Annotated in this window: 15 protein-coding genes; 4 read left to right on the plus strand and 11 right to left on the minus strand. The window is 44.8% G+C overall.

The window, feature by feature from the left end; all coding sequences use genetic code 11:
- The first annotated feature begins 192 nt into the window (after window positions 1–192).
- The 3 genes from H6F66_RS02280 to H6F66_RS02290 all read left to right on the plus strand — a co-directional run bounded on the left by H6F66_RS02280 (window position 193) and on the right by H6F66_RS02290 (window position 5,531).
- Window positions 193–1,368 carry a hybrid sensor histidine kinase/response regulator gene (locus H6F66_RS02280; protein WP_190417817.1) on the plus strand — a complete coding sequence of 392 codons (1,176 nt, stop codon included), beginning with the start codon at window positions 193–195 and terminating at the stop codon, window positions 1,366–1,368.
- A 378-nt stretch (window positions 1,369–1,746) separates the two neighbouring features.
- A complete protein-coding gene (locus tag H6F66_RS02285; protein ID WP_190417818.1) occupies window positions 1,747–4,137 on the plus strand; it encodes a phosphoketolase family protein in 2,391 nt (796 codons plus the stop codon).
- Between the two features lie 158 nt (window positions 4,138–4,295).
- Complete coding sequence (locus tag H6F66_RS02290; protein WP_190417820.1) at window positions 4,296–5,531, plus strand: acetate kinase; 1,236 nt, start codon at window positions 4,296–4,298, stop codon at window positions 5,529–5,531.
- Window positions 5,532–5,554: 23 nt separating this feature from the next.
- Here H6F66_RS02290 and H6F66_RS02295 read toward each other — a convergent pair whose 3' ends face one another.
- The 7 genes from H6F66_RS02295 to H6F66_RS02325 form a co-directional block, all read right to left on the minus strand.
- Window positions 5,555–6,094 carry a retropepsin-like aspartic protease gene (locus H6F66_RS02295; RefSeq protein ID WP_190417821.1) on the minus strand — a complete coding sequence of 180 codons (540 nt, stop codon included), beginning with the start codon at window positions 6,092–6,094 and terminating at the stop codon, window positions 5,555–5,557.
- Between the two features lie 157 nt (window positions 6,095–6,251).
- A complete protein-coding gene (locus H6F66_RS02300) occupies window positions 6,252–7,202 on the minus strand; it encodes a glycosyltransferase (protein WP_190417822.1) in 951 nt (316 codons plus the stop codon).
- Window positions 7,203–7,385: 183 nt separating this feature from the next.
- Complete coding sequence (locus H6F66_RS02305) at window positions 7,386–8,480, minus strand: glycosyltransferase (protein WP_190417823.1); 1,095 nt, start codon at window positions 8,478–8,480, stop codon at window positions 7,386–7,388.
- A 46-nt stretch (window positions 8,481–8,526) separates the two neighbouring features.
- Window positions 8,527–9,495 carry a methyltransferase domain-containing protein gene (locus H6F66_RS02310; protein ID WP_190417824.1) on the minus strand — a complete coding sequence of 323 codons (969 nt, stop codon included), beginning with the start codon at window positions 9,493–9,495 and terminating at the stop codon, window positions 8,527–8,529.
- Between the two features lie 206 nt (window positions 9,496–9,701).
- Window positions 9,702–11,030, minus strand: a complete 1,329-nt coding sequence (locus H6F66_RS02315; protein WP_190417825.1) for an O-antigen ligase — start codon at window positions 11,028–11,030, stop codon at window positions 9,702–9,704.
- A 162-nt stretch (window positions 11,031–11,192) separates the two neighbouring features.
- Window positions 11,193–12,587 (minus strand): oligosaccharide flippase family protein, encoded by a 1,395-nt coding sequence (locus H6F66_RS02320; RefSeq protein ID WP_190417826.1) that lies wholly within the window; start codon window positions 12,585–12,587, stop codon window positions 11,193–11,195.
- The gene (locus tag H6F66_RS02325; protein ID WP_190417828.1) at window positions 12,584–12,766 is read right to left on the minus strand and encodes a hypothetical protein; all 183 of its coding nucleotides are present in this window, start codon (window positions 12,764–12,766) and stop codon (window positions 12,584–12,586) included. The genes H6F66_RS02320 and H6F66_RS02325 overlap by 4 nt, the downstream gene beginning before the upstream one ends.
- A 390-nt stretch (window positions 12,767–13,156) precedes the next feature.
- Here H6F66_RS02325 and H6F66_RS02330 point away from each other — a divergent pair, with 390 nt between their 5' ends.
- Window positions 13,157–15,373, plus strand: coding sequence for a hypothetical protein (locus H6F66_RS02330; protein ID WP_190417830.1), 2,217 nt, complete (start codon window positions 13,157–13,159; stop codon window positions 15,371–15,373).
- 42 nt (window positions 15,374–15,415) lie between these two features.
- Here the strand turns inward: H6F66_RS02330 and H6F66_RS02335 are convergent, their stop codons facing one another.
- From H6F66_RS02335 to H6F66_RS02350, 4 genes are all read right to left on the minus strand, one after another.
- The gene (locus tag H6F66_RS02335; protein WP_190417832.1) at window positions 15,416–15,628 is read right to left on the minus strand and encodes a hypothetical protein; all 213 of its coding nucleotides are present in this window, start codon (window positions 15,626–15,628) and stop codon (window positions 15,416–15,418) included.
- A gap of 395 nt (window positions 15,629–16,023) precedes the next feature.
- On the minus strand, window positions 16,024–17,205 hold the full coding sequence (locus tag H6F66_RS02340; RefSeq protein ID WP_190417834.1) for a glycosyltransferase family 4 protein: 1,182 nt from the start codon (window positions 17,203–17,205) through the stop codon (window positions 16,024–16,026).
- Window positions 17,206–17,207: 2 nt separating this feature from the next.
- Window positions 17,208–18,449: a glycosyltransferase family 4 protein gene (locus H6F66_RS02345; protein WP_190417836.1), complete on the minus strand. Its 1,242-nt coding sequence runs from the start codon at window positions 18,447–18,449 to the stop codon at window positions 17,208–17,210.
- 895 nt (window positions 18,450–19,344) lie between these two features.
- Window positions 19,345–21,558 carry a polysaccharide biosynthesis tyrosine autokinase gene (locus H6F66_RS02350; protein WP_190417838.1) on the minus strand — a complete coding sequence of 738 codons (2,214 nt, stop codon included), beginning with the start codon at window positions 21,556–21,558 and terminating at the stop codon, window positions 19,345–19,347.
- Window positions 21,559–21,688: the final 130 nt, after the last annotated feature.

Genomic DNA, 21,688 nt, shown 5'->3' on the forward strand with positions numbered 1-21,688 from the left:
TAAAAATGAGAAGTTAGGAATTAGAAGTTATAAGTGAGAAGTTAGGAATTTTGACCCCTTGGCTTAGCTCAGGGAATGGTTTTAAATTCAAAATTTACTTACACTTAAAACTTCTCACTCCTCACTTTTGGCTCAAAACTCAAAACTCAAAAATCAAACATTGGGGAGCGGAGGGAGAAAAACTAAAAGACTATGCCTGCAACCTCAATAAAAATCTTGTTAATTGAGGACAATCTGGCAGAAGCCAGACTTTTGCAAGAGTATCTGAAGCAAGCCAACGGCAATCAGTTTAGTCTGGTTCATGTCAAGCGATTGGGGGAAGCCCTCAACCGACTCAAGGAAGATTGTTTTGATATCATCTTGTTGGATCTGACCCTACCAGATAGTCAAGGATTAGAATCCCTGGCTCCCTTAAACAGCCACGCCCCTAGCTTACCGATTGTGGTGCTAACAAATACGAACGATGAGAAATTAGCAATTGAGGCGGTTCGGCAGGGGGCGCAAGATTATATAGTTAAGCGGCAGCTCAATGTAGACCTGCTGGTTCGCTCCATACGCTATGCGATTGAGCGATCGCAAGTTATGGAAGCATTACGAGAAGCGAATGAAGCGTTAGAAATTAGGGTTCAGGAACGAACGGCTGAACTGGTTAAAGCTAAAGAAGTCAGCCAGATGAAATCTGAATTTGTTTCGATGCTCTCTCACGATTTCCGCAATCCACTAACTACTATTCTCCTGTCTACTGGATTTCTCCAAAACCATGACGACAAACTAACCAAGGAGACAAAACTTACTCACTTCTTGCGGATGCGTTCGGCGATCAAAAACATGGATCAGCTATTGAACGAGGTTTTATTAATCGGTAAAGCCGATTTAGGTAAACTTCAGTATCAACCTACTCAGTTAGCTTTAGAACCGTTTTGCCGCCAACTGGTCGAAGAGTTACAACTTAGTACAGGTGAAAAGCATTTTACTATTGTTTTCACCTGTCAAGGAGAATTGGGCGAGGCGCTATGGGATGAAAACTTGCTGAGGCATATTTTAGGAAATTTACTCGCCAACGCCATTAAGTATTCGCCCGAAGACGAGACAGTTTGGTTTGAACTGATTGGTCAGGAGAAAACAGTCATTTTTCGGATTCAAGATCGGGGGATTGGTATTCCTTTAGAAGACCAAAAAAGACTGTTTCAACCTTTTAATCGCGCTAGAAATGTCAGCACAATTCCTGGCAATGGTCTTGGTCTAGCGATTGTTAAAAAGTGCGTAGAGGCACATGGGGGCCAGATTTCCGTACAAAGTGAAGCTGGAGTAGGGACGACGTTTACCGTCATCCTGCCACTTGCGTCCGCAACAGTGAAGTCTGATTAAGGACTTGCCTGTGGTGCTGACAACTTCATCCGTCAATATTATCAAGTTATTCTGAATTGAATATAGAAATTCTATTTAAATTGTTAATGAGTATTCGCCCTGGTGTAGGGACACAGCAGTGCCGTGTCCCTACAGGGTGTCACGAATTATTTAGGATTGCTATATTCCTTATTTGCATCCATCAAGAGAAATAGTTCTGAAAAAAAACTAATAAAATTTTGCAACTTGTTAAAGCAATTCTTAACAAATTGGCACGGAGCTGGATGTCGCACAGATAATTATGGTAACAAGACAACTTCATTTAGTAATTTGAAGCTGTCAGTTGCATTTCGTAGTCCTACCAACTAATTCCCACGATCCAGAAGGTAGAAAATCATTATGGTTCAAGCGATCGCTCCCACACTCCAAAAAGGTCTGCTGACCGCCGAAGAACTGCACAAGATCAACGCTTACTGGCGTGCTGCTAACTACCTTTCCGTCGGACAAATCTATTTATTAGACAATCCGCTACTCAAAGAACCACTGACAATAGAACAGGTCAAACCCAGGCTACTTGGACACTGGGGGACAACTCCGGGTCTGAACTTCATCTACGGCCATTTCAATCGCCTGATTAAAAAGTATGACCTTCAGGTAATCTACATTGCTGGGCCTGGTCATGGCGGGCCCGGTTTAGTCGCCAACACATACTTAGAAGGCACTTACAGCGAGTTCTACCCCAACATATCCCAGGATGCTCAGGGCATGAAGTCGCTGTTCAAACAGTTCTCTTTCCCCGGTGGTATCCCTAGCCACGTTGCACCCGAAACTCCCGGATCAATTCACGAAGGCGGAGAACTCGGTTACGCACTCGTCCACGCTTACGGTGCTGCCTTCGACAACCCGGATCTGATTGTCTGTGCCGTTGTTGGTGACGGGGAAGCAGAAACTGGGGCCCTGGCTACCAGTTGGCACAGTAACAAGTTTCTCAACCCAGTCCATGATGGGGCTGTGCTGCCGATTTTACACCTGAATGGCTATAAGATCGCTGGGCCAACAGTGTTAGCGCGCCTGAGTGATGACGAACTGGAACACCTGTTCGTTGGCTACGGCTACAAGCCTTATTTCGTTGAGGGGTCGTACCCTGTTGAAGATGTTCACCAGTTGATGGCGCAAACCCTGGAGAGTGCGATCGCAGAAATTAAAGACATCCAACAAGATGCCCGAAGCAATGGGTTCAGCAAGCGCCCCCAATGGCCGATGATTGTCATGCGGACTCCCAAAGGCTGGACGGGGCCAAAAGAAGTAGATGGTAAACCCGTAGAAAATTACTGGCGATCGCATCAAGTCCCATTATCAGACTTGGTGAACAAGCCAGAGCAGCTGAAAATGCTCGAAGATTGGATGAAGAGTTACAAACCCGAAGAACTCTTCGATGAAAACGGAACGCTAATTCCCGAACTTAAAGAACTGGCACCATTAGGCGATCGCCGCATGGGTGCGAACCCTCACGCTAACGGTGGCTTGTTACTAAAAGACCTGAAGATGCCAGACTTCCGCAATTACGCCGTCGATGTCCCCAAACCCGGCACCGTTATCAGCGAAGCTACCCGCATCATGGGAATGTTCTTGCGCGACATCATGACACTCAACGGCGAACGCCGGAACTTTCGGTTATTCGGGCCAGACGAAACGGCATCAAACCGCCTCAGTTCTGTATTTGAAGTCACAGACCGGGTATCTACCGCCGAAATTCTCCCCATCGACGGCAACGTTTCCCCCGATGGTCGCGTGATGGAAGTCTTAAGCGAACATATGTGCCAAGGCTGGTTGGAAGGATATCTCCTAACTGGTCGCCACGGGTTATTCTCCTGCTACGAGGCGTTCATCCACATCATCGACTCGATGTTCAATCAACACGCCAAGTGGCTCAAAACCACTCGCCACATTCCCTGGCGGCGACCAATCGCTTCCCTCAACTACCTGCTAACAAGCCACGTCTGGCGACAGGATCATAATGGTTTTTCCCACCAAGACCCCGGCTTTATCGATCACGTTGTCAATAAGAAGGCAGAAATCATCCGGGTTTACCTACCCCCCGATGCTAATACCCTGTTGTCGGTGACAGACCATTGTTTACGCAGTCGCAACTATGTCAATGTCATCGTCGCCGGGAAACAGCCCGCCTTGCAGTACCTTGATATGGATGCGGCAATCAAGCACTGTACGGTAGGTATTGGTATCTGGGAATGGGCGAGTAATGATAAAGGTAGCCAACCAGATGTAGTGATGGCGTGCGCTGGAGATGTTCCCACTTTAGAAACTTTGGCAGCAGTTGACATTCTCCGTCAGCACTGCCCCGATCTGAAGGTGCGGGTGGTGAATGTGGTTGACTTGATGACGCTTCAGCCAAAAAGTGAGCATCCTCACGGTTTGTCTGATAAAGACTTTGACACCATCTTCACCACTGATAAGCCTGTCATCTTTGCCTATCACGGCTATCCTTGGCTGATCCATCGTCTCACCTACCGCCGGACAAATCACAATAACCTCCACGTCCGGGGTTACAAGGAAGAAGGCACGACGACTACGCCGTTTGATATGGTGGTTCTCAACGATTTGGATCGCTTCCACCTGGCGGGGGATGTCATCGATCGGGTGCCAGAACTGGGATATGCGGCGGCTTATGTGAAACAAATGCTGCGCGATAAGTTGATTGAGCATAAGCATTACATCACTACGCACGGCGAGGATATGCCGGAAATTCGCGATTGGAAATGGCCTTATTAGAGGAACCCCAATCCCTCCCCGCTTGAGGGGGTAAGAGAAACTGTTTAAGACGTTCCCAGGCTGAGCTTGGGAACGCCTTTCAAGCTCAGCCTCTTGTTTAGATACAGGAGGCTGAGCCTCCAAATACGCATTCCCAGGCTGAGCCTGGGAACGAAAAAATGAAGATATTAGTTTTGAATGCGGGATCTAGCAGCCAGAAGAGTTGCTTGTATGAGTTAGGGGAGTCTTTGCCACAGGAACCCTTAACTCCTTTGTGGGAGGCGCAGATTGACTGGACGAAGCAGCCTGGGATGGCTTTAATTGAGGTGAAAACTGGAGGAGGTGCAGTTTTTGAGGACAAGTTACCGCTAGATGATCGGTTAAAAGCGATCGCTTCTATGTTGGAAACTCTCTGGTGTGGCGATACTCAGGTGCTAGATAACCCTACAGATATTGATATTGTCGGTCATCGGGTGGTGCATGGGGGAGAAGAATATCGCCTCCCCACTTTGATTACAGCCGAAGTCAAAGACGCGATCGCTCGTCTTGCGGAATATGCCCCCATCCATAACCCAGTCAATCTTGAGGGAATTGAAGCCATAGAGCAAATTCTGGGTAATTCCGTTCCCCAAGTTGCTGTGTTTGACACAGCTTTTCACAGCCAACTACCGCCCGCAGCTTATGTATATCCTGGTCTTTACGAGTGGTTAGAACAAGGTATCAGGCGGTATGGTTTCCACGGTATCAGCCATCAATACTGCGCTCAACGCACTGCACAAATTCTGGGGAGAAACCTCGATTCTCTGCGCCTGATTACCTGTCATCTAGGAAATGGTTGTTCCCTGGCGGCAATTCTTAACGGTTATAGCATCGATACCACGATGGGGTTTACTCCCCTGGAAGGGTTGATGATGGGCAGTCGTTCAGGTTCTGTCGATCCTGGGATTTTAATTCATTTATTGCGTCAGTCAGGGATGGATGCCGAAAAGCTTGACAAAATGCTCAATTCGCTTTCTGGGTTAAAGGGGATTTCCGGCTTATCCGGGGATATGCGCCATATCCTGAGTGCGATCGCTCAAGAAAACCCACGCGCAACTTTGGCGTTTGATATTTACGTGCATTCACTCCGCAAGCACATCGGTGCCATGCTTGCAAGTTTAGGCGGCTTAGATGCACTGGTGTTTACTGGCGGTGTCGGTGAAAATGCGGCGGCGGTAAGAGAGCAAGCCTGTGCAGCTTTTGAATTTCTGGGTTTGCAACTAGATCCCCAAGAAAATGCCGCATCCCCGCGCGATCGCGATATCGCCTCTTTTGAATCAAAAATCCGGGTGCTAATTGTTCACACTCAGGAAGATTGGGCGATCGCGGTGTCGTGCTGGCAGTTAGGATTTAGCGCCGCTTCCGCCACAGGATGAGTATTTTTTCTTCCCCAACAACCTCAGCGCAGTTGAAACACCACCACATCCCGTTTCACGGTGACATCGTAATTGCCAAAGAAGTCATGCCCCAAAAGCCCAATGTCTTGATCTGCACCTGCGATCGCTACTAGCACTTTATTGGCAACGGCACCATCTACAGACATCGATTGCACGTATCCTACAGGAAATTCTACTCCTACCGCACTGGCAGTATCAGCTTTAACCGTTGTCACTGGCACTACCCGCAATGCCGACGCCATTCGGCGGGTAATCATTGTCCCGCTAGCCCCGGTATCTAGAATCATCTCGTAAGTTTGCCCGCCATTAAATGTCACATCAATTACGGGTGTACCACCTAGTCGGCGTTTGATTGGGGCTTGAAACGCCCGTTTGCTAGTCGAGTCGCCGCCGCACAGATGACCTAAGTTGACGGTTCTGCCTCCCGGAGCCACCATAAAACACGGGTCATCCTGGGCTTTAGCCGCCCTTGGCACCTCCGCCAGGACTGCATAAAAAACCAGCCCGGTTAGAGAAACTAGCACTGTTATAAATCGTTTCATCTTGCTTTCCCTGTCTTATTAATTGAGCTTGGTAGGACTATTGCTCAATTCTCAATTTTTGTTATACAGCAGTCCTAAACGAATATTTTTTCGTTTATCGCACTCTCGTCCTGAGAGCGACTTACTGGATGCTGCTATATCTATTATTATTAATTTTTTAAAATTTAGTATTTTTCAGATAATTGTAAAGCGCCCTCATATAAATTTCCATTTTTTCTGGTAGCGTCACCGAAGATAAATAACTTTTGACAAATTCCTGACATTCCTCTTCAACTCCTCCAGAACGCCCATACATACCCAAACCTGTTGCTAACAAATTATTGGTAAATTTAGAAAACGATGGGAATTTCTTTCTTATCCAATAGGCTGTAAGAACAATTATTCTCGCTTGCACCTTTTGCTTATCCTTCCTCATCGAATAAGCGTTGGAGCCGTGTACTCTATAAAGAGCTAATTCTTTATCAAAAATCAGACCTTTACCCAGTCCTATTGCCGTAAATTCCAAATAACCATCATTAAGGCCAATTCTCTTGGCTTCAGGCATTGGTAAAATTTGTTGTAGAAGCGATCGCCTAAAGCAAAGTCCTGTTGTAGAAGGGAGATTGTCTAATTTATCCTTCAGTTTTCCCTTTTTGATGTATTCTCTCAGATCGTACTCGCGTTTGGTATTTTCAGACCCATTCTTGCTAATATATCCACCTTCATTACCATTTTTACTAACGGTAGGTTTACCCTCAGCATCCACCCACTTAAGCGAGTGAAAACACCATTCTAAATCTGCGCGATCACTAAATGCTTCTACAACTTCTGCCGCTTTTTCTGGCACATAGATATCATCAGCGTCTAAAAAGCAAATAATATCCCCACTACTCGCTGCAAAACCAGCATTAAAAGCCGAAGCTTGCCCTCCATTTTCCTTTAGGACTGGGGTAATTTTATCTCCGTAACTGGCAATAATTTCCCGTGAATTATCGGTAGAACCGTCATCTACTACGATGACTTCAGTGTGAGAATAACTTTGATTAAGAGCGCTGTCAATCGCCTCCGACAGGAAACGAGCATAGTTGTAGTTGTTAATGAGAATGCTAACTTTAGGATTACCGTTCATGCTTTAGCCCTTCAAACTTTTTAAAATTCACCAGTCGTTATTTTACTTTCTTCCCGCTCAAAAATTACTGAATCTGTAGGTTGGGTTGAGGAACGAAACCCAACGTTCCTTACTGGGGCTTGTTCCTCAACCCAACCTCATAAATTCCTCTAATTAAAGCAGAAGCAAAGGAAGAAAATAGCTTTAGCTAACATTCAATACCTGCCGATACCCTGTTAAAGCATTTTCTAGCGAATATTCCGCAGCCTTTTGCCGTAAAGCTTCAGAATTTCGAGGCTCCTCTAAACTCTTAATAATAGCCTCTGCCATACCCTTAACATCTCCCACAGGTACTAATTTTCCATAGCGACCGTGTTCTAAAATCTCAGCGGGGCCACTCTCGCAATCGGTAGAAACCACCCTGGTTCCTCCAGCCATCGCCTCAATTAATACAGTAGGCAACCCCTCAAATAAAGATGAAAGAACGAACACATCCGATGCAGCCATATAAGCATAGGGATTCGCCACGAAACCAGGTAAAGCTACAACTGCCGTTAAACCTAGTTCCTGCACCAAAGCCTCAAGTTGTGGACGTTCTTTTCCCTCACCCAAAATCATCAACTTTGCCGGACGCTGCTGCTGCACAAGTGCAAAAGCGCGAATTAGCATTGGAAAATCTTTCTGCTTTTCCAAGCGTCCCACACCTAAAATCACCGGAGGCGAACCCGGTGCAAACCAAGGATGATCCACAGGTTCAGCAACTTTTTTAAAAAGTTCTGGGGTAACAACTGGGTTGTAGATTACTTTAACCAGTTCCTTAGACAAACCCAATTTTATTAAATCGTCCGCCGCCCCTTGAGATACTGTAACAACTGCATCAGCCCACGGGTAAAACCAGCGTGCCAAATAAGGTGAAATTCGCCTTTTAAGTTGAGTTGAATTTTGGGACTCTATGGAAAGAGTATTATGCACGCTAACTACCATTCGAGTAGATACGCCACCTATTTTTCGACTCCATAAAGCTACTAAGTTTGTATCTTCCAAAGCCGAAAGTAAAGCTTGCGGTTTGTTTTCTTTTAGATAGCGTACCAGCGCGGGAAGACTGGTTATTAGCCGCTTACCCTGCAAGTCTATGATGTTTACTTCTGACGGAACCAGAGGCAGAAAAGGCCCTTCAACCTTAACTAAAACTAAGTCTACGCTTAAACCTTGCTCAATAAAACCACGAGTCAAGTTAACTAGCACTCTCTCAACGCCACCACCTTCGAGGGAGGTGAGAAAAATTGCCACATTAGACATCTTAAATCAGGCAATAAATTATTAACAATCTTAATGAGCAAAAACTCTATTGTATACCTTTGTAGAGTTTAAGCAATTCTCGGTCAGAAAGAACGCGATCGCTCTTTGTCCCGATAAAATAATATCCTGATGCTGCATCAAATGTACCAGGCTTATCAATTAAAAAATAATCTAAATATTTTAGCCAGAAGGATGTCAACCTGGTAAAAGCTTTTACCGCAGATTTGGCCGCATCAGACTTCACAAAACTCAAAAGAAAGTATTGATATGACCAAGCTAATGCCATTCCCGGGCCACACACTGCGCCACTAGAAGCTTCTTCAAACTTGCGGAACAAACGGCGATGTCCTAAGTGGGTGAAGCGAGTAAAATCATATCGTCCCATGTGTACTTGTTGCATAAAGGGAGTTTCTGCGTAAACTACTCCACCTTTTTTAAGTACCCGATAAATTTCTTCTACACATCGGTTGGGATCTAGAACGTGTTCAAGTACAGCTTGTACAATTACCCCATCAAACGAGTTATCAGCAAAGGGTATGTCGTGAGCGTCACAGATTAATGCTGTACAAGGGCCAAAAGAAACATCAGTGCTAACAATTTCCAAATCTGGATTGGAAAAAACAGCTTCCATTCCATCTCCCACTATACCCCCACCAACCACCAAAATCTTAGGCTTTTCATTCAGCTGCATTACCAGCTTTAAAAACTGGTTATAATTGGCTTTTCCCTTGATATTGGCATGAATATCCGGGAGCAGATTTGCAACAATCTTTTTCAATTTTGACTGGGATTGAAAATTGAAAGTTGTATCTTGGCGATTTAAAAAATCGCTAAAAGAAAAGATACTCGAAGACTCATTAATTAAAACAGGTATTCCATCAACCACAGGAAAATGAGCTTTACACTCAGAATTTGTACATTCAAATTCCTCTTTGGCCAATTCTAACTTTGACTGGCAAACTGGACAATTGAGCAATTGTTGCGTATTTTCTGATAACTTCATTTGGGTATTCATGAAATCATTCCTTTAGGTTTTGATAGGTAGTGCAAAGTAATTTATCGGACGAAATATGTAACAAACTTACCTTGATATCTTGTTATCTGTTCCTGGGTAGCGGTCTGGAAATACTTGCTGCGAGGCTCTGCCTCACGTTCCCCGCAAGTTTTTTGGTTAGCCTCCCTCTCGACCGTATTCAGATTCAGCCTAGGTACGGTGGAACATTAAGGAAAGCTTTCTATACCTGTTTGACTAACAATTTTTTCACTTAATCTTTCACTTTCTTTCCTAACCTTTACCCCTTGGACATTTCTTAAAGAGAAAGTGATTGAAACAAACAAAACCCAATAAATAGAGTTTGGTTCGACAATCGTACTCTCGGTGTAATTATACATAGGCAAGAACGTTAAGTAAATTAGAGGCCATAGAGATTCCGAAGTTGTACTTGTACGCACGTATTTGATTGCTCGTATATAAGCAAAAGCCACACTAAGCACAAAAAACAGCGCTCCTAATAAACCAATTTCTACTCCTATATTGTAAAAACCATTGTGAGCCTGATACACCCTGTAGCGAAGTACGCGCCACACATAATCTGACTCTCCTCCCTCTATCCAAAACGCCTGATACCCGTAACCTAACCAAGGACGCTCCCAAATTTTATGCATGACAGCTTCCCAAATCTCTGTACGACCGCTGAGGGTAGGATCTTTCCCTAAACTAAACAGCAAATTGTCCCAACTAGCTACAGTAAATGTAGCCATACTTCCGCCTACTAATATTGCAGTGATAAAGAAGGGAATTGCCAGGTTATCGCTCCATCGCAAAGCTCTATACAGAGGTAACAGAAGTATCAAAGTAAGAAAGATAACCAGAGCAGTTTTAGAAGTTGAAAGTATAATTAGAGCAATTGCCAGACCAGCAACACCAAACACAAGGTAGCGATACTTATTGCGAAGATCCAGAGCAGCTAGTAATGGAGGAAACGCACATACAAGCATCAGCCGAGCAAAGAGATTTTTGTGCAACAATGGTCCTCGCCAAGCTCCCGAATGAGTCCCATTTTCTATTCCCGATCCCCGTAAACCTAGCGTATACAATAAACTAAATACTGCGACTATACCCAACGCCCACGCTATTATTCTTAACTGCTCTTTTAAGCTAAAGCGGGAAGCAAGATACAATCCAAATAAGGTTGTTGTTAATGCAAATATACCAGCCTTTCTCGATATACTTGGGAAATCAGACCAAAAAAATGAAGTGACAATAATTCCTATTAGAACTAATAAGAATGGGTCTCTCAGAGCAGGGCGAACAACACTTTTGAACCGGGCAACAATAAAGAATAAAGTTGTCGCATAAATCCCATATTGCAGCAGCGACACCAGACGGTCAAAGGAAGACGAAACGTAAAAGCCGTATCCTGGTACGCCCTCAGACACATTGTAATAGCTGGCAAAATTCAAAACACCTGTGAAGACTACCAGGGTAAGAATGGCGAATCTTTTTTCAAAGAAGCTTAGGAGGGGATTTACAGTTTGAGCTGGTGACATAGGGAAGGAAAATTAATCTGAATTTTCTGATGAGCCGCTAATACCATTGTCAATTGGGAAACCCTTGCCTGCAAAGGATTTCAGAACTTTAACTGTTGCAATTCCAAAATCCAATGGTATAACTTTTAACATTGAGAGACCGTAGCTACAGTCGCGCTAACTTCAAGACGCGCCTTCAGACTTTGCTCCCCTGATACTTTTAATGTAATCTCTCAGCTTTTGGTGCGTACTGGGCAACAAAGCCACCACTACTAATCCCAGCGCCGCCCACCATCCTAACTGATAAGCAAACAGAGCCGCAGCAAAAGCACCCCACCACAAGCCAGTCAGCCGATAGTCTGGGTTGCCAATATCCCGCACCAAATAGAAGTGAATTACAACGTAACTCGTCAGAGCCACTATCTCAGCCCAACCGTATCCGATTAATCCCAGGCGGGGTAAAAGCAAAAATGCTGCTCCCGCAAAAAGAGCCATGTGTACGATGTGAAAGGCTGTAACTTCCCAGTTTCGCCGCAGAACGTAGAGGGCGGAGGAGTGCATATTAAACAGGGAGTTGGTCAGGTAGCCCAAGGCGATAAAAGGATAAACTTGTACTACCGGAAGCCAGCGATCGCCAAATACTAGAGGAATTAGCCAAGGACTAACCCAACTAACTCCGACTAACAGGGGTCCCACTGCTAATATCTGTAAACCCATGCCTTCAGTTACAGCTCTTACTAGGCGTTCTTTGTCCCCCTGCAAGCGGGAGAGGGTAGCGATAGAAATTCGCCAGGTTGCTGCCTTGACAAAACCAAGAATCTCGATAATGCGGATGGCTAAAGCCACGTATCCCACCGCTTCGGCCCCGGCGAACCTACCTACTAGCAAGGGGTTGATTAGGGTACGCAGTTGCCAGACCCAAATTGACGCTGAGAAGCTCATGCCGTACCCCCACATCTGCTTAACTAAATCCCAGTTCCAGGCAAAGCGGGGACGATAGCCTGCACTCCAGTAGAGTAGTGCTAGAGTTTGAGCTTGCTGTAGCCACCATCCAGCCACCAGCGCCCACACTCCGGCTCCCCGAAAAGCCAATGGAAAGGCTATCACGTAGTAAAATAACTGACCGAGAAGTTCAATTAAAGCTACCCGCTTGTAATCTAGATTGCGCTCTAGCCGGGCCATCGGTACTTGATTGAGGAGAACGACGGGAAGCCCCAGAAACAAGACTTGCGCTACCGGGCGAAACCCTTTGATGTTCACCCAGCTTTCTATTAAGGGAAGCGCCAAAAAAGCTAAAAGCATTCCGGCCAACGCTTGCAATAGCAGCAGGGTGAAAGCTTGGTGGTATACTCCTAGTTCTTCTTCCCCTTCTCGCCGCACCAGATAAACTTCAATACCTAGTTGACTGAGCATCTGGAGGTACAAAAATATACTGACAGCGGCAGCATACAGACCGTAGTTTTCTGGGCCGATCACTTTGGTAACTAGCATCACTCCCGCCAGACTGATGAATACTCCCAGTCCCTGACGCAATACCAGGTAGATTCCTCCCCGCATGACTTGAGTTTTTAAGCTCATGCTTGTCGTCCCTCGAAGTAGCAAATATTACGGGAAAAACTTTGAGGCTCTACAAATGAAGACTTCCAGAAAAAGAGATTTATAGATAGCGATCGCAGCTTGGGAGTCTTTAGCGGCGGAAGATTAGGGATCGGTACAATGCTCATCATTTTTTTGAGCAGGTGGCTCAGCTCCAGCACATTTTTCTCCTCAGTTTGCCTTGGTTCATCGCTATTGCATATTTCAGACTGTCTTCTACAGACCGTCTGCATATTTCATTGAATAAATTAGTCAATTGCCAATAATGCTAGTACAGACTGGCAAAAATATCTCAGCAGCAGTTAAAGTTATTGTAATTGGGTGCCAATCTCTTGCTACGCAAACAAAATTAATTTACCACAGACAACAGTGTGCGTTCGTGAGAATTTTCCCTAGAAGTTTAAAGCTTTTATAAAGATACTTAATATTTACACATTTGGCATTGAGCTATGGAATGCTTGATAATTTTTCATTAAAACTTGAAATGTATGAGTAGATAACTCAATTATTCTCTGCAAAATGGCTGTAATCTTACCAGTATTTAGTCAATCATGATATTACAACTTCTCCATCGGGCTGTGGCTCCTGTGTTTATTGGCATTATGCTTGGGTGTACTGCAAGTAGCAACCAACAGCCAATTGTAGGAGCAGACCTTGTGTCTGCACCGATTGCGCCAACTTCCTACGTCGGGGCAAATGGGTATCGCTGGGCTAACGTGTCGATAGGAGGCGGGGGGTTTGTTACAGGTGTCTACACCCACAACGGGCAAAAGGATCTGGTTTATATCAGAACCGACGTTGGTGGCTTTTATCGCTGGAATGCCAAAGATAAAACCTGGATTCCATTAAATGACAGCTTCTCAATGCAAGAGAAAACATATTACGGCGGAGAAGCGATCGCGACAGATCCCAATAACCCAAATATCGTCTATATGGCCGCAGGTAAATACTCCCAGTGGCAACCCAAAGGGTCAATTTTTAAGTCCACAGATCAAGGTAAAAACTGGACTAAACTAAACATAGACTTAGGGATGGACAGCAACGACGAGCATCGTTGGGCGGGGAAAAGGCTAGCTGTCAATCCAGCCAACTCCAACGTTATATTCTTTGGTTCGCGGCACGATGGCCTGTGGAAGTCGGAGAATGCAGGCGCGACATGGGCAAAAGTCGCAACTTTATCTCCAACTTTTACCAAAGGCGTTGGCATCTTGGGCATTGTATTTGACAACCAAGTACCAGGTTTAGTCTATGCCAATATTTACGGAGACGGTATTTACCAATCTACTGACACGGGTGTTACGTGGAGCAAAATAGCGGGAAGTCCAGCACAAGGACAGCGAATGGCTGTTGCTAACAACAGTATTCTGTACGTAACCCACATGGCAGGGGTTAGCAAGTATGAAAAGGGAACTTGGAGCAACATCACCCCAGAAAACAAACCAGCAGCTTTTAATGCCTTGGGTGTTAACCCGAATAATCCCAACGACTTACTGGTAGCCTTGGGCCAATCTACCTCTACTAAAATTTACAGAACCTCAGATGGTGGTGCCACTTGGACAGAGAAAAAGGCATCGATAAAGCATACCGTTCCTTGGTGGGACGACTCCATGTTTTCCTTGTGGACTTCCGCTATTGAGTTTGACCCAAAAGTTCCAGGGAAAGTATGGTTAACTGACGGGTTTGGAATTTGGCAGACAGACAATATCAACGCCAATCCGGCCGTTTGGACTAACTATGAGCAAGGACACGAAGAAGTAGTTGCTTTTGCGATCGCTGCACCTCCCAAAGGCGCTGTCTTGTTGAGCGGGGTAGCCGATGTAGACGGTTTCTATCACAACAATGGACTGAACGCCTTTCCCGCCAAAAGGTTTGAAGGTATTTCTCCCATAAATAACGCCAATCGCGACACCTATGCGATCGCCTACTCCCAAACCGACCCTTTGCGTATCGTCCGCGTTGGCGGTTCGAGGTGGAACTCAACTTATACAGGAGCAACTTCAACAGATGGCGGATTAACATGGAAGCGGTTTGGGTCATTTCCGGCATCAATGCCACTGCGCGTAGCTATATCGGCAACTAACCCAAATTTGTTCGTTGTAGCTGTCAGTAAAGCTCCACCCCTACGCACCACTGATGGCGGCGCATCATGGAGTGCAGTGTCAGGACTACCTAATGGCCCAGAAGGCCCGTGGTATTGGGGTCAGCCGTTGGTGGCGGATAAAGTAGATGGCAATACTTTTTACTATTACAGCGACGGCAAAGTTTACCGCAGCACTGACGGAGGTGTATCCTTCAGCGTTGTTAACTCATCGATTCCCAATATTAATAGTGACTATTATTCGTATGCGCTGAAAACAGTTCCAGACGCGAAAGACGAAGTCTGGCTCAGCTTAGACTGGGAAGGTTTATTCCATTCCACAGACGGTGGCAAAACGTTTTCTAAACTGCCTTCGGTAGAAAAGGCGCATTTGTTTAGTTTCGGGAAACCACAGACAGGAAGTACAACTCCGGCGCTTTATTTGTATGGAAAAATTTCTGGTATGGGCGAGGGAATCTTCCGTTCTCTCGACAGAGGCAAAACTTGGATAAGCATCGGTTCTAAGCAAAATCCCATCGGTGGCGAGCCAAATGTGATGGAGGCGAGTTGGCAGCAGTTTGGCTTGGTCTTCATTGGTACCAATGGCCGGGGTATCTACTACGGAACTCCAGACGATTCCAAGGAACAGGCTGCTTTATCTTCCGCGCCCGTACCCCCAGTTCGCCCCTGAATACTGGTCAAATTGATCTGCCAAGTACCAAGGCATTAGCCTTTAACAAATTTGGGAACCTCTAGACGGTTCTTCCGCGCTAGTAACACGTTCTGTTAAAGAATGATTTTGTAGTGCTGTTGCTTCTGACAACACTTGCGAGACGAGGGATTCAACCATCATCAAGACTACGGAAAATGCTAATACTACGAAACCAGCCGCAGTGAAGATCAACATTACGCTCGTAGAAATTAGTTTATTGATAAAGGTGTTCATTTTTCTGAGTAGCTTTCTTTACCTCTCTAGCATATAAAACAGTACGTGGCGTTGGCATCAGTGAATTTTTTGAATTAATTGTAAAGAACGCCCTTATAAATTGGAAAACCTACGTGGATATATGTAAGTATAATTTTTTACTCATCAATTCAAATTTTGGTTATTACTTTATCCTAAAAGCTAAGATTTGTAAATTAATGGTGCTAGTACAGCCGTAATTGAGTGTAAGTATGGGTGTCGCGCTTATAACATTGGTGCAGTGAGTGTCACTGGCTATTGTCGGTAAAAAAAATTCAAACACAAAAAATAGTAGGGGCGTACAGTTATTTGCGCGCCCCTATCCCCTGACGGGAAATATTAAGTTATATTGACAATTTAGAGATGCAACAGCACTCTTAAGCCTTGGCAGGACGGTCTGAAACTGGAAATGGGTTTGGTTTTGGTTTTGGAACAGGGGCGGTGAGTGTGTTGTACAACTTCAACGTTTCGGCAGTAATCTGGTTCCAGGTATAGTTTGTTTGTACATAATTCTGGGCGTTTTTAGCCATTACCGCCAGTTCCTGCTGGTGATTGATTGCCCATTCCAAGCTGCGGAGGCAGGAGTCTACATTTTTCACCTGGAAAAGCATCCCCCGTTCTTTGCCGATCAATTGCTGATGCACGGGAATATCACTACCGAGTACGGGGACACCTTCCTGCATTGCTTCCAACATCGATAGAGGTAATCCCTCCAACTCAGAAGGAAGTACAAACAATCCCGCGCCCCGAAGGATTTCTGCTAGACGAGGCCCTCTAAGTTCACCTGTGAATATTATGTTTTTGTTATTCGCCGCCATGTCGGTTATCTCTGAGGTGAACTCATTGGTATCGCTGGTACCGCCGACCATGACGAGTTTCCATCCTTCTTGCTGAAGGTTTTGAAAGGCTTTGATGAGTAAGTCGGGACACTTTTCCGGCACCAGTCTACCTAAAAATAGAATATAGCGTCCCTGTTCCAGACCTAGCGAAGTTCCATAAGTAAAAGTAGGGTCTGAATCACCCATATTTGAGGGTGCGTTAGGAATATAAATTGTCTCTTTACCGTAAGTTTGCTTAAAGTATGAGCGCAGTTCCTCTGAAACGACTATCATCTCATCAGAGAAGCGGACAGCAGCGCGTTCCCCACGACGGATTAGGTCGCTAGAAGCTTTGTTCCATTTGGCACGTTGCCAATCTAAGCCATGACAGGTAACAACGACTTTTGCTGAAGAGGCAAATTTTGGTAGCCAGGTAAAGAGAGATGGCCCTAAAGCGTGGAAGTGAACGATATCATAACGCTTTGCATTAGAAGCGATCGCTCCCAGCGCCGAACTCAACAGAGCATCCATTCCCTTGACATTCAAGCTGGGTATAGAAACAACCTTCACACCATGAACGTTATAGTGACTCAGTGAAACATTTCCGGTGTATGAGGAACGAGCAAACAAATCTACTTCGTGACCCTGTTCAACTACCCGCGAGTAAATTTCTTCACAGTGATGCTCAATGCCACCTTGTTTGGCAGGCAACCCTTTCGCTCCAATTACGGCAATTTTCATTGTTAAACCCCGGTAAAGCTTTTATGATTAATCTGGCTAGTAGATAAATTCCCCTGTTCCCAGCGACTTAGCATATCGCTGTAGATATCACCCACAACAGTCTTGGCACTGTAAGGTTTGGCAGCTTTAACGCACGCCTCAAGTGGATAATCTCCGCTATTGTGCAGTACCTTACGCAAGGCATCTGCAACTGCGGCTGGCGTTCGCTCCTCGCATACCACTCCACTGTCAGCAGTGAGTAGGTTGGGAGTTTCGCCGCAATTGGTTGTCACCAATGGGGTACCGCTGGCAAGTGCTTCGAGAGCAACCATAGGAAGACCTTCATAGACGCTAGTTAGTACGAAGACACTGCATATCCGCTGCAACTGTGCAAGTTCTTTCTGGGCTAATGGTCCCAGCAGCGTTACCTGTTCGGTCAATCCAAAGCGGGAAATCTCAGAATTTAGCTCATCCTTTAAGTCTCCATCACCCGCTATGAGCAGGTGAACATTTGCATCGTTCAGGGCAGCAATGGAGCGGATTAGCAGTACGGGATCTTTTTGGGCGTGAAGGCGACCAGCAAATAGAATAAAGCGCGTATCCTGGGCTAAACCCATTTGCTGTGCTAAGCTTCGCCTAGCTTGTTCGCGTTCATCCTCAGTTAATGGGTAGCAAATTTCGTTATCTACTGTGTTTTTGACGTAGGAAACGCGCTCTGCTATGTCTGGGTAACGCTGCTGGTAATGTTGCACCGAATCGGTGTTGCACGACAAGATTTGGGAAAATTGACTTATAAGATAGTGTTCGACAGCAAAATACGCTGCTGGAAAACGTTGCCATAAAATAGCATTTTTCTTGTCTGTAGAATTTACCTGCTTTTGAATATCATTGTGAATAAAAAGAGTTTTTTCACCAGCCCATTTAAGAGTTGCTAGGGTCGGTTCCAGCCTGTGAAAGTGCATGAAATCTGAACTCAAGTTACGGCCCAAAAGAGCAGCCGTATATTTAATACTGGTTGGTACTAATTTTTTAAAGTTATCGTTTTCTATAAAAAACAAAGGCATAAAGCGGATTTCTCTGCCTGCCACTTGGGTATCTCGCCATACTCCTATTGGTTTGGATGGATCGTTTTCCGTTCCTACCAGCCGGATTTCAAACTCGCTAGGAGCGTATTTGACAAAGGTGCGTATGACTGTTTGAATACCCCCGATGCTAATGCCACTGGGATTGAACTGGTAGAAGATAGTCAAAACAGGTTTACGCATAACTATAAAACCTATATATAGCTAGGTGTGCTGGTAGTTTTTTCGTAGCAACAAAGGTTAATTTAGCAGCCTGTTAGTAAATTTCCTTTAGCATTATTGCTTAGCTTACTTGAGAATCTGAGATTCTCTTCAGCGTTATTACGTAGATTACTGTAAAACACTATCCAAGTAAATTGAATTTGCCATATTTCACAGAGAATTCTCAAATCCCATACTTGACTTCATGGCAACTTCATAATAATGAGTTTTAATATCTTTTTTATCCAAAATATCTACTGGATCTAGCACTAGGCAATAATTTCGTCCCCAAGCCGAAACACCCTAGCCTAGCCATTCCTAGGCTTATAGGGAGCCTGGTATTATCCTACAATTGAACCCGTTACTACTACTATCAAAAGTAGTAAATTGCAAAATATTCCTTGGCACAGTTGTCGGCTGACTTTGTTCCTACGTAGAACTACTTGACAAGCTCAATTTTGTATAAATTGTACTTGTGTACTTTACAATTAATTTTCCGAGCCAACAGATATAAACTGCTAATGAAGTCTGTATTTACAAAGTGTAATTTGACATACCCTAAACAAAAACACAATTATTTTTTAATCGGGAACATTAAAAAATAATTGTGTTTTTGCTTACCCGCAGTAGCAGCCGGCAAGAGCCAATTTGCCTACTTTCCCTATCAGGAGAGGCTATGTACGTAAGGGCATTGAAGCAACTGTATAACTTAGCTGCCTTCCCCGCCAGGAAAGGGGAGCCGCCCCTCTCCTGTAAAAAAAATTTCTACTGCCCCTAGCCTAATACGGTTAGGATAAGATGATTTGCCATAAGCGTATAGAACGTTTCTACAACGGTACGCTTATGGTTCGATCTAGAAGTACCGACGAATGCCGGTTTAAAAGCGATCGCTATTTTTGGGAGCCTTAGCTGTCAGCATTTTCGGCGTACTGGCATCTTCCTTGTAGTATGCCTTGGCATGGTGGAAATAACTATCAGGTTCGTTTTCCACAATCACACCATTGACTACCAAGCCTAAAACCTTCTGACCTGATTGCACCAAAAATTGCTTACAAGCAGCAGCACTGACAGTATCAACCACGCCTGGCCGGACTACCAATAAAATACCATCAGTCATTTTGCCCACTGCTAGAGCATCCGCTACCAGAACGATTGGAGGCGTATCAAGGATTATAAAATCGTAGTCTTTAGAAAAATTGTCAATTAATGCAGCCATCCGCTTTGAGTCAACAAGAGCCAATGGATTAGGAGGAATCACCCCAGAAGGAAGCACATCGAGGTTATCCATCACTTCCCGCACAGCCATTCCAAACTCAGCTTGATTAACGATGACATCGCTCAGACCAATTGCATTAGTCAAGTCCCAGATGTGATGCTGCATAGGATGGTGCAGATCCGCATCTATTAATAAAACTCGTCTTCCCAGTTGAGCCATAGCCATAGCCAAGTTGGCACAAACCGTAGACTTGCCTTCCTTAGAAACAGAACTTGTCACCGCAATGACTTTCAGCTCTTGATCTGGACTGAGAAACTTCAAGTTTGCCTGAAGCATTCGGTAAGCTTCACTGATAACCGAATGTGGATTATCTCTAACGGGAAGCTGCGGAACAATTCTTTCTAATTTCTTACTGCGAAAAGTTACTTTTTTCTTCAAAGAAGGAACCATTCCCAGGACGGTATACTTAAATAACTCCCGCACCTCTTTGGCGGTTTTGATAGTTGGATCTTTCAGGTCTACAAGGAAAGCAGTGATTACATAAAGTAGACTGCCTGCCACAATTCCGGCAGCTAGGATTATTATCTTGCGAGTACCTACGGGCTTTTCTGGAACTGTAGCTGCGGCAATTAAACTAGCGTTGCCTACATTTTGATTTTCCGCAATTTGTACCTCTTGAAGATTTTTCAAGAGAATTTGATAGGTTGATTGCGCGGCTTCTACTTGCCGTTGTAAATCGCGCTGGCCCTGTTGCAATCTGGGTAAAATGTTAGCCCTTTGCCTGTATGCCGACTGAGCGCGAGATAGAAAACTGACTTGATTAGCCAAGCCTAAGCGTTGCACCTCTGCATTGACTAATTCTGCGGTTAGTTTTTGTTCAAGTTCACCAATTTGTAAATTTTCTCCGGATACTTGTTGGTTACTGCCAACAACCTGACCTACCCGTTCCTGTAGTAAAGCTTTTAATGCAGCTTGTTTACTTTCCAGATTAATTATTCTGGGATTTTCATCCTGAAGGCGGGTGCGCTCAACTGTCAACTCGCCTTCAATTTTTTGGAGTTCTATCAACACTTGCTGAACTGCGGGAGATTGACTGAGCGAGTTTAGTGTCATAGCCCGCCGTGAATTCAGACCTATCTTATTTTGGAAGGCGGCGACTCTAGCACTTGCATCTTCAAGTTCAGCCTGAGTCTGAGCTTTTTTGCTGTCTAGCTCTGCGATCGCTTTTACCGCTGAGCTTCCTTCTTCTTCTAAAGCTACAATGTTATTCTGTTCTTTGAAATTACGCAAAGCTGCTTCTGCTTGACGAACATTAACTTCAGTTTTGGGTAGCTGCTTAGTAATAAATTCGCGAGCCGCAGCTGCTTGAGCGCGGTTATTAAGTATGTTCTTCTCGCGATAAAGACTCATAACTTTGTTGACTATCTTTGCAGCTTCTTGGGGATCTTTGCTTTTAAAGGATATCTGCAAAACATCAGTCCCTTTGATACCTTTTACCGTCAGCTGTTTTAGGAAATCGATAGTTTTTAGGGGGTCTCCCTTTTTGTCTTTCAGTTTTAGGGAATTTATCGTCTCTTGTATTAGAGGCTCAGAACGGACTATCTCTGCTTCAGTATCGAGAGGGGTATTCAGAACGTTTAGCGGTTCCAACTGCCCGATTTTTGCTCCTGCTTCTGTGACTAAGGCAGAAGTCGTATTTTGCTTCTTAAACAAAAGCCTACCTTCGGCTTCATAGGTGGGCTTTTTTAAGAACGCAAATGCGGTAGCTAGTGAAACTGTAAATACAAAGACGGTGGTGGCGGGTAGCCAACGCCGTTTGAGGATAAGCCAGTATTTTTTAAAATCTATATCTTCTGTGTATTCTCTAGTTTCCATAAGAGGCTCGTGTAGGAGGGTGGTAATAAGGTTGTTATGGAGGCAGGTGTATTAGCCGCCCCCAGAAGCGAGTCCTTGGAGTGTAGACTATTTCCTCGCTTATCAAGAGGCAGCATGTGGCAGTTCTTAC

This window comes from Trichocoleus sp. FACHB-6 (assembly GCF_014695815.1).
GTDB lineage: Bacteria > Cyanobacteriota > Cyanobacteriia > Cyanobacteriales > FACHB-T130 > Funiculus > Funiculus sociatus.

What these genes read in the sequence shown, in the direction of transcription:
- H6F66_RS02295 (WP_190417821.1), bottom strand. Translation starts at nt 6,094, where the DNA reads ATGAAACGATTTATAACAGTGCTAGTTTCTCTAACCGGGCTGGTTTTT.
- H6F66_RS02320 (WP_190417826.1), bottom strand. Translation starts at nt 12,587, where the DNA reads ATGAGCTTAAAAACTCAAGTCATGCGGGGAGGAATCTACCTGGTATTG.
- H6F66_RS02335 (WP_190417832.1), bottom strand. Translation starts at nt 15,628, where the DNA reads ATGAACACCTTTATCAATAAACTAATTTCTACGAGCGTAATGTTGATC.
- H6F66_RS02310 (WP_190417824.1), bottom strand. Translation starts at nt 9,495, where the DNA reads ATGAATACCCAAATGAAGTTATCAGAAAATACGCAACAATTGCTCAAT.
- H6F66_RS02345 (WP_190417836.1), bottom strand. Translation starts at nt 18,449, where the DNA reads ATGCGTAAACCTGTTTTGACTATCTTCTACCAGTTCAATCCCAGTGGC.
- H6F66_RS02315 (WP_190417825.1), bottom strand. Translation starts at nt 11,030, where the DNA reads ATGTCACCAGCTCAAACTGTAAATCCCCTCCTAAGCTTCTTTGAAAAA.
- H6F66_RS02340 (WP_190417834.1), bottom strand. Translation starts at nt 17,205, where the DNA reads ATGAAAATTGCCGTAATTGGAGCGAAAGGGTTGCCTGCCAAACAAGGT.
- H6F66_RS02280 (WP_190417817.1), top strand. Translation starts at nt 193, where the DNA reads ATGCCTGCAACCTCAATAAAAATCTTGTTAATTGAGGACAATCTGGCA.
- H6F66_RS02290 (WP_190417820.1), top strand. Translation starts at nt 4,296, where the DNA reads ATGAAGATATTAGTTTTGAATGCGGGATCTAGCAGCCAGAAGAGTTGC.
- H6F66_RS02330 (WP_190417830.1), top strand. Translation starts at nt 13,157, where the DNA reads ATGATATTACAACTTCTCCATCGGGCTGTGGCTCCTGTGTTTATTGGC.
- H6F66_RS02350 (WP_190417838.1), bottom strand. Translation starts at nt 21,558, where the DNA reads ATGGAAACTAGAGAATACACAGAAGATATAGATTTTAAAAAATACTGG.
- H6F66_RS02285 (WP_190417818.1), top strand. Translation starts at nt 1,747, where the DNA reads ATGGTTCAAGCGATCGCTCCCACACTCCAAAAAGGTCTGCTGACCGCC.
- H6F66_RS02305 (WP_190417823.1), bottom strand. Translation starts at nt 8,480, where the DNA reads ATGTCTAATGTGGCAATTTTTCTCACCTCCCTCGAAGGTGGTGGCGTT.
- H6F66_RS02300 (WP_190417822.1), bottom strand. Translation starts at nt 7,202, where the DNA reads ATGAACGGTAATCCTAAAGTTAGCATTCTCATTAACAACTACAACTAT.